The organism is Paenibacillus cisolokensis (assembly GCF_018403665.1).
Lineage (GTDB): Bacteria > Bacillota > Bacilli > Paenibacillales > Paenibacillaceae > Paenibacillus_AH > Paenibacillus_AH cisolokensis.
This window is the reverse complement of record NZ_BOVJ01000231.1, coordinates 1-8,046: the sequence shown is the minus strand read 5'-3', so window position 1 is coordinate 8,046 and position 8,046 is coordinate 1. Positions and strand designations below refer to the sequence as shown.

Genomic DNA, 8,046 nt, shown 5'->3' with positions numbered 1-8,046 from the left:
AAACGGGATAGAGCATCAACAGAATCCCGCCGACGATCATCATGTGCATCAGGATCGTTTTATATCTCGTTACAATCGCCATATCTTCACCTACTAGTTTTCATAGTGAACCCACTTGTTGGAAGAAAGGAAAGCCAGCGCAGTAAAAATGGCAATGATGATAAAGAGTACCCAGGCCATTGCCGACGCGTAACCCATCTGAAAGTTTCCGAAGCCGTTCTGATACAAGTAAAGCGTATAAAACAATGTTGAATTTATAGGCCCGCCCGTACCGTTGCTGATGATATAGGCAGGGGTAAACGCCTGGAACGAGGTAATCATCTGCATGATCGTATTGAATAAAACAATAGGCGTTAACAAGGGCAATGTGATGTATAAAAACTGTTTCCATTTGCCGGCTCCGTCGAGAGAAGAAGCCTCGTAAAAATCGGCGGGAATTTGCTTCAATCCTGCAAGAAAAATAATCATCGGCGAACCGAATTGCCACACTTTCAATAAAATCAACGCCCAAATCGCCTGAGACGGCGTACCGACCCAGCTTTGCATATGAATGCCGAACAGCGCCAACATTTGATTCACGATGCCTTTCCCGCCAAACACCTGCTGCCACAAAATCGAAATGGCCACGCTGCCCCCGATTAATGACGGAATATAGTACAATGCGCGGTACAGCCCCAGCCCTTTCAACCCTCTGTTTAACAGGAGCGCCAAACCCAAGGCAAAGGCAAGCTCAAGCGGCACGGCAACAAATACGTACATGAAAGTCACTTTCAAAGATTGGATATAATGCGGGTCTTTAAAAAACATCGTCATATAATTTTGCAGTCCGACCCAATTCGGCGAAGACACGAAATTATAATTCGTGAACGACAAATACAATGAGCTGAAAATCGGAATGGCGCTAAATACCAGTACGCCAATCATCCAGGGCGCCAAAAACAAGTAAGGGATAAAGATGTGCCCTTTTTTACGAACAAGCGAGGTTTGCAATGACGGAGCCTCCTTTTGGGAAGAGCGGCCCGGCTCATCCGGCTCGAGCCGCTCTTCGCTGCAATCGTTTACCTGTTCAAAATTTGCTCGGCTTGCGAGAAGAAATCGTCGACAGCTTGCTCGATGCTCTTGATCCCGAAAGCTATCGCTTCATTCTCCGTCAAGACCAGCTTTTGAACGGAGGTGCTTCCCCCCGGCATAGCCGGATAGGGCATTGTAAACGGCATCATTTCGTCGACAAACGCATATTCAAGCTTCTCCGGCTCGCTAAGCGAGTCATAGATGACAGCCTGCATCTTTTTCGAAGCCTGAGGGCCATGTTCGCCGCGGAAAATTTTCGCCGCATCCTCGTCGTTAACGATAAAGTTAATTAACTGGGCCGCTTCCTTCGGATGCTTCGAATTCGGCGATATCCCCATTCCCGGTACGATAAGCGGGAACACTTTCTTGCCATTCGGGTCCGTCGGATAGCTGACAATCCGCAATTCGTCCTTCATCGCTTTCTGGAAAATCTTCAGTTGGTTCGAGCTTTTGCTCACCATGGCGACTCTGCCGCGGGCCAGCATCGACTGCTCTTGCGGCTTATCGCCTTCTTCCGCCTGAATGGAAGCCGGCGGCACGACGCCCGCTTTGCGCAGTTCGTCCCAGATGGAATACCAATCGATCAAATCCTGTTTTCAAAACCGAGCTGATTGCCGTTGAACATCGATTTGCCTCGCTGCATCAGGAACATATCGAGCCCTCTTTATGTCCCGCCCTCGTCTTCCGATGCCCACGCTTCGCTGCCCAGCGATTTCTGCAAATCTTTCAGCGTTTGGATATATTCATCCCAAGTCCAACCGTTCTGCGGCAAAGGTACGCCGGCTTTGTTGAACATTTCGGTATTATGGATAATGCCGGTAATGTTATGTCCGAGGCTGATCATGTACAGCTTGTCGTCGACTTTCCCGCCGTCCACGTCGTGAACGATGAAATCGCTCAAGTCGATATCGCCGGAATCGACCAGCGCATCCAGCTCCATATGAATGTTCCGGGCGACAAAATCATTAAGGAAGAAACTGCTCGTCTGCACGACGTCCGGGGCATTGCCGCCTGCCGCTTGCGTCGTCACCTTCTCTACGAACTGGTTTTCCGTGCCGAACTCACGTACGACCGTGATATGCGGGAACTTCTCCTCGAATTTGTCGAACAGAGCGTTCATCATATCATGGCGTGCCTGGCCTCCCCACCATGCTACCCGAAGTTCCACGGAAGCGCCGGACTGATCATCTGACTTGTTTGTTTCTGTATCGGATGAATTGTTGGATTGCGTATCCGTCCCGGGATTCGACGATGTATTGCCGCCGCTGCATGCGGCCAAAAACACCATGAGAAGCGCGAATAAAACAACGATACCTTTACGCTTTGTCATGAGCGTTCAACCTCCCTTTTCGGTTTTGTTGAAAACGTTTACAAATTTACAATAGACTCTCGCTCTTTAACGCAATGATTCATCACCTCCTTGAAGAAATGCAGCGCTTCACCCGACTGCTATGCTCTGCCAACCAGGCATCAGTCATGGCGCTGTGCAAATTCCTTCTCCATCCGGTGCAGCTTTTCGACCCGTCTGCGGAACTCTTCCTCGGTGCTGAATTCGGCTTTCAGGAAGCTGTCCAGCAGCTCTACGGCCAGAACCGGACCGACGATTTGCGCGCCTATACACATCACATTCACATCGTCATGCTCGACACATTGGTGCGCAGAGTATATGTCATGACAAACCGATGCCCGTATTCCCGGTATTTTATTGGCCGCAATGCATGCCCCAACCCCTGTGCCGCATACCAAAATCGCGCGTTCCGCTTTTCCGGCCAGAACGCTATCGCATACCGTTCTCGTAATATCCGGAAAATCGATGGGATTCGTGTCAAAAGTGCCGTAATCCACGACTTCATGCCCCATTGACTCCAAAGCACTGACAATGACCCCTTTCAAAGGAAAGCCCGCGTGATCTCCGCCTACCGAAATTTTCATTCTTGGTTCACTCCTTAAAATGATAGATGCTATTATATCGATTAACTGAAATATTGCAGAAAATGTCTAAATTTCGGTTAATCGAATAAATAGAAGACGCAGTGGGGTGTTTAGCACCCGCATGATTGTCGCACGATCAACGTCGTATCCATGTACATAATGTCACGATTGTTCTTCTTGTCCTTGATGCTGTCCAAAATAAGGCGGGCCGCTTGAACCCCCAGCTCATACGATTGTTGGCGTACGGCCGTTATCGGGGGATCGACCAATTCCGCCCATTCCGGATCGTCAAACGCAACCAGCGCCACCTGATCCGGGATACGAATCCCTTTTTCCTTTAAATACTTGTAGCCGCCCAATGTCATCGAGTTGTTGGAAATAAACACCGCATCCGGCTTCTTTTCCTGTTCCATCAGTTCTTTCATCATCAAATAACCGCTCTCGGTATCGAAGCGGCCTTCCTTTATTAGATCCTCATGCACCTGAATGCCATAGTCTTCATGCGCTCTCATGTAGCCGGTCAGCCGGTCTTTCCCGGTGCTGATGGTCGGCTCGCCGGTAATGATGGCAATCTTTCGGTAGCCGTGCCGGATCAAGTGCTCCGTTGCGGAGTAAGCGCCGCTTATGTTGTTGCTCATAATGACGTCGCAATTCATAAACGGCGGACAACGGTTTAAAAATACGATCGGCACGCCGGTTTGCTGCAGCGACCGGAAATAGTCGCCGGAATTTCCGGCCGACGATACGATGAGCCCGTCTATGCGTTTGCCGATTAACGTCTCCAGGTACTCCCTTTCCTTCTCGACGTTGGAATCTGTATTGCATAACAACACGTGGTAGTTGTTCGCTGCCAGTTCGTACTCAATCCCCCTGACTACGCTGGAAAAGAAGGAGTTGGCAACATCGCTTATGAGCAAACCGATCAACCGCGATTCTTTCAGACGCAAACTTTTGGCGATCACGTTGGGTTGATAGTTTAATTTTTCATCACGCTATGTACCCGTTCTTTCACTTCATCGCTCACGTACTTCCTTCCGGTCAATACGTTGGATACGGTTGCCGTCGATACGCCTGCCATTTTGGCTACTTCTTTTACTGTCGCTCGCTTCATCTGCAGAAAAACACCTTCTTTCATTTAACCGATTAACTGAATCATAGTACTGATCCTTTCTGGTGTCAATTATTTTCCAGCCAAATAAGCTTCCACCGCTGCAAGATCGGGCAACGATGCTTGCGCTCCCATCTTGCTTACCGTGATGGCCGCAACCAATGACGCATATTGAATGGCTGCCTCGAGATCCATCTTGTTGGACAATCCGATGGTCAGACCGCCGATGAATGAATCGCCGGCCGCTGTCGTATCGACAGGTTTTACGGGAACGGCTGGAAAATACTTGACCCCGGCTTCATTCATCAACATGCTTCCTTTGGCGCCGAGCGTCACAATCAAGTTTTGCACGCCCGATCCGTATAGTTTGGCCGACTTTTCTTCCAGACTGCCCGGACCGGGGCACAATAGATCAAGCTCGGATTCATTCGGGATCAGGATATAAAGACCCTCTAAAATTTGATCGCTCAAAGGCTGCGCAGGAGCAGGGTTTAAAATGATTTTAACGCCTTTCTGTTTGCAGACCTGCACCGTATGTTCGATCGTTTCTCGCGGGATTTCCATTTGCATCAGGCAATATTCGGCATCGTCGAACAGATGCTCGTAGCGGTTAATTTGCGCCACGTCCACTTTGCTGTTGGCTCCCGAGAACACGACGATATTATTCTCTCCCCGATCGGAGACATAAATATAGGCCGTACCTGAAGGCTGATCTTCGTCCCATTCCACACCGGCCGTCTTTGTCCCGTTTTCAAGCAAGTTATCGTAAAGCCGCTGGCCGTGAGCATCTTTTCCGACCCGGCCGATCATGTGGACATCACCGCCCAAGCGGCTCATCGCGATGGCCTGATTCGCCCCCTTGCCTCCTCCGTAATATTGCACGCTGCGAGCCATAATCGTTTCTCCCTCTATCGGGATATGCGGCACTCGAATGACGACATCCATATTTATGCTTCCGACTACGACAATTTTCGCCAACTTCATTCCCTCCAACCTATAAATTCGTTTTGGGCGGGGCTACGCTCTTTCGAATGTGCAGGGATGATTTCAGCTCTACCCGATCTTCTTTTTGCGGAACTCCGTTGATCATATCGATCAGTATCGATGCCGAAACTTTTCCCATCTCATATGCCGGTTGATTGACCGATGTCAGCGGGGTAGACAATATATCGCACAAAAAATATCATCGTATCCGACGATCGAAAGATCGCCAGGGATATCCAAACCAAGCTGATGCGCCACTTCGTAAACACCGCAAGCCATCATATCGTTGCAACTAAAAATAGCCGTAACCTGTTGCTCGAGCAGCGCACGGGCGCCATTCACCCCGCCGTCGATCCGGTAATCGCCTTCATACACATATTGGGGTTCGAATGGAATGCCCGCTTCTTGAAGCGCCTTTACATAGCCTTGATATCGGTCTCGGGCGCTTTTATTATGTAGCGGGCCGGTAATACACCCGATTTTTCTATGATTGTGATCGATAAGATGGCGGGTCGCCATTTTTCCGCCCAGCTCGTTGTCCAGATGCACCACTTGAATTCGTTCGTTATCAATCGGACGATCCACGACGACTAATGGCATCCCGTTATCGGCCAGGTTGATGATTCCGTCATGATTCGAAACGACGGTGGATATAAAAATGATCCCGTCAACCCGTTTTCCCTCAAGACCGACAAATATTCCGTTTCTTTCTCCTGATTGTCGTTCGTATTACAAAGAATCACATTAAATCCACTATTCCCTGCGTACTCTTCGACGCCTAATACGACTTCGGAAAAAAAGGCATTCGTAATATCCGGAACCAGCAGGCCGATCGTTCCCGTTTTTTTCGTAATGAGACCGGATGCGAGCGCGTTCGGCCGATAATTGTATTCATGAATAATATCCAGCACTCTTTTTTGGTGGCTTCGCTAATATCATGATCCTTGCGATTGATCACTTTCGAAACGGTTGTAATCGAAACGCCCGCCAATCTGGCGATATCTTTAATCGTTATGATTCTCCTCACTCCTACATTAAAACCATGATTTTTCTCTTTATTTCATGATTTCGACGAGCGAAAACCTTTTACTAAAACCTTTTCGTAGATATTGTAACCAAACCGCATCGTTTTGTAAACAATTTTTTCCTGAATTCGTATGAAGCAGAGCATGGCGATGCAAAATATATCCCGTTGTTGGGGGCGCCGTCTTGCGATCGGACTTCTCCACCGCCATCGATCGATATAATCACAGCTGGGCCATTGACACACGATGATGTTATAACTATAATGGTTACAACGGTGGTGATACAAATGAAACAAATCAGTACGCGCTTTTCGATTGCTGTTCATACTCTTTCCTTAATCGCCGTCAGCCCGAATGATTGCACCGGGGACTTCATCGCGAGCAGCGTGAATACAAATCCCGTTGTAATCCGGAGAATTATGGGTATGTTAAAGAAAGCGGGGCTAGTGGACGTTCGCGCAGGGGTTGGAGGGGCTTCCCTGCTTAAAGACCCCGGCCAGATTACACTCCTCGATATTTATCGGGCTGTGAATGCGGCAGAAGAGAACCGGCTATTTCGCATACACGAAAATTCCAATATCAATTGCCCCGTCGGGCGGAATATCGAGCGGGTCCTGCAAGCGGAATTGAAGGAAGCCCAGTCCCTTATGGAACAAAGGCTAGCACAAACGACGCTGGAACAGCTGATCGGAAAGTTCAAATAAATAAAAGCTCATTTACGAGCTCTTATTTTATACATGTGTTGTATCACATACTGTTATAACAAGACATACTACAACCGAAACGGAGGAATAGGCAATGAAAATGTTGGTGACTGGCGCGACAGGAAAACTGGGCAGAAAAGTAGTCGAGACGCTGTTGAAATCTGTACCGGCGAGCCAGCTGGCTGTCAGTGTCCGCAATCCGGAGAAAGCGGAAGATCTCCGCGCTCGGGGAGTTGACGTTCGGCAGGGAGACTTTGACCGCCCGGAAAGCTTGGATGCGGCCTTTGCGGGGATCGACCGGATATTGATCATTTCCGCGGACGGTGACAATGAAACCAGAATTCGTCAGCATACGAATGCGGTAGAAGCAGCTGTACGCGCGAAAGTAAGCTTCATCGCTTATACGAGCTTGGCGAATGCAAGCGAAAGCCAATTGTTCCTAGCTCCGCCGCACCAAGCCGCAGAAAAAGCCATTCTGAAAACCGGCATTCCCTACTCGTTCCTGCGTAACAACTGGTACCTGGAGAATGAGATCGCGAGCATTCAAGGCGTGCTGGCAGGAGCGCCATGGGTGACGTCTGCCGGAGGCGGAAAGGTAGGCTGGGCCCTGCAGCAAGAATATGCGGAAGCGGCAGCAGCCGTGCTGGCCGGGAACGGTCATGAAAATACGATCTACGAGCTGTCCGGCAAGCCGCTGTCGCAGGAAGAACTGGTATCCGCACTCGGCAAAGTATTGGGACGGGAAGTTCCTGTGCAGCACGTCGATGATGCCACCTATGCGGACATCATGAAAAATGCCGGCGTACCGGACTTCCTCATCCCGATGCTTGTAGAGATTCAGCAAGGCATTCGGTCAGGCGCTCTCGAGATCGAAAGCAACGATTTCGAAAAGCTGCTCGGCCGTCCGTTAACGCCAATCGACCAAGCCCTGAGCCAGCTTGTAAAAGGGATTTCCTAAGTACCGAATCGGAATTTATCAATGCCGACCTTTCTGAAAGAGAGGTCGGTTTTTTTGATAGCCTGTCTAACCGTCCGCGCCATCCGTCAAACCGTCCAAGGTCCGTTTACGCGCCTCGTCTTCTGTTAAATCGTCTCCGGTCCGTCGGTGCGCCCGCCTTCATCTCCTCCGTCTCCAGGCAGATTGCTTTGGCGAAAAGCTGCAAAAGTACAGGAATTGGGGCCGGACAAGATGACTATGGCGCAAAATCCTGCCAAAATACAG

The 8,046-nt window shown here is 49.5% G+C and carries 10 protein-coding genes and 1 pseudogene; 2 read left to right on the top strand and 9 right to left on the bottom strand.

Annotated elements, in window-relative coordinates:
- Positions 1 to 93: 93 nt before the first annotated feature.
- The 9 genes and pseudogenes from PACILC2_RS24920 to PACILC2_RS24875 all read right to left on the bottom strand — a co-directional run bounded on the left by PACILC2_RS24920 (position 94) and on the right by PACILC2_RS24875 (position 6,122).
- The gene (locus PACILC2_RS24920; RefSeq protein ID WP_307860712.1) at positions 94 to 813 is read right to left on the bottom strand and encodes a carbohydrate ABC transporter permease; all 720 of its coding nucleotides are present in this window, start codon (positions 811 to 813) and stop codon (positions 94 to 96) included.
- A 245-nt stretch (positions 814 to 1,058) separates the two neighbouring features.
- Positions 1,059 to 1,658: an extracellular solute-binding protein gene (locus PACILC2_RS28240; protein ID WP_213531622.1), complete on the bottom strand. Its 600-nt coding sequence runs from the start codon at positions 1,656 to 1,658 to the stop codon at positions 1,059 to 1,061.
- A 77-nt stretch (positions 1,659 to 1,735) separates the two neighbouring features.
- The gene (locus PACILC2_RS28235; protein WP_213531620.1) at positions 1,736 to 2,401 is read right to left on the bottom strand and encodes an ABC transporter substrate-binding protein; all 666 of its coding nucleotides are present in this window, start codon (positions 2,399 to 2,401) and stop codon (positions 1,736 to 1,738) included.
- Between the two features lie 140 nt (positions 2,402 to 2,541).
- On the bottom strand, positions 2,542 to 3,003 hold the full coding sequence (rpiB, locus tag PACILC2_RS24905; RefSeq protein ID WP_062489322.1) for a ribose 5-phosphate isomerase B: 462 nt from the start codon (positions 3,001 to 3,003) through the stop codon (positions 2,542 to 2,544).
- Between the two features lie 110 nt (positions 3,004 to 3,113).
- The gene (locus tag PACILC2_RS24900; protein ID WP_213531618.1) at positions 3,114 to 3,929 is read right to left on the bottom strand and encodes a substrate-binding domain-containing protein; all 816 of its coding nucleotides are present in this window, start codon (positions 3,927 to 3,929) and stop codon (positions 3,114 to 3,116) included.
- Positions 3,930 to 3,979: 50 nt separating this feature from the next.
- Positions 3,980 to 4,114: a LacI family DNA-binding transcriptional regulator gene (locus PACILC2_RS24895; RefSeq protein WP_213531616.1), complete on the bottom strand. Its 135-nt coding sequence runs from the start codon at positions 4,112 to 4,114 to the stop codon at positions 3,980 to 3,982.
- A 69-nt stretch (positions 4,115 to 4,183) separates the two neighbouring features.
- Positions 4,184 to 5,089 carry a ribokinase gene (gene rbsK, locus PACILC2_RS24890; RefSeq protein ID WP_213531614.1) on the bottom strand — a complete coding sequence of 302 codons (906 nt, stop codon included), beginning with the start codon at positions 5,087 to 5,089 and terminating at the stop codon, positions 4,184 to 4,186.
- A gap of 16 nt (positions 5,090 to 5,105) precedes the next feature.
- Positions 5,106 to 5,907 (bottom strand): annotated as a pseudogene (locus PACILC2_RS24880) (substrate-binding domain-containing protein).
- Positions 5,874 to 6,122 (bottom strand): LacI family DNA-binding transcriptional regulator, encoded by a 249-nt coding sequence (locus PACILC2_RS24875; RefSeq protein ID WP_244863836.1) that lies wholly within the window; start codon positions 6,120 to 6,122, stop codon positions 5,874 to 5,876. The pseudogene PACILC2_RS24880 and the gene PACILC2_RS24875 overlap by 34 nt, the downstream one beginning before the upstream one ends.
- Before the next feature lie 285 nt (positions 6,123 to 6,407).
- On the opposite strand from PACILC2_RS24875, the gene PACILC2_RS24870 reads away from it, so the two are divergent.
- Entirely contained in the window at positions 6,408 to 6,824 is a 417-nt protein-coding gene (locus PACILC2_RS24870; protein WP_062496348.1) for an Rrf2 family transcriptional regulator, read from the top strand.
- 94 nt (positions 6,825 to 6,918) lie between these two features.
- Complete coding sequence (locus PACILC2_RS24865) at positions 6,919 to 7,782, top strand: SDR family oxidoreductase (protein WP_213531604.1); 864 nt, start codon at positions 6,919 to 6,921, stop codon at positions 7,780 to 7,782.
- The last annotated feature ends 264 nt before the right edge of the window (positions 7,783 to 8,046 follow it).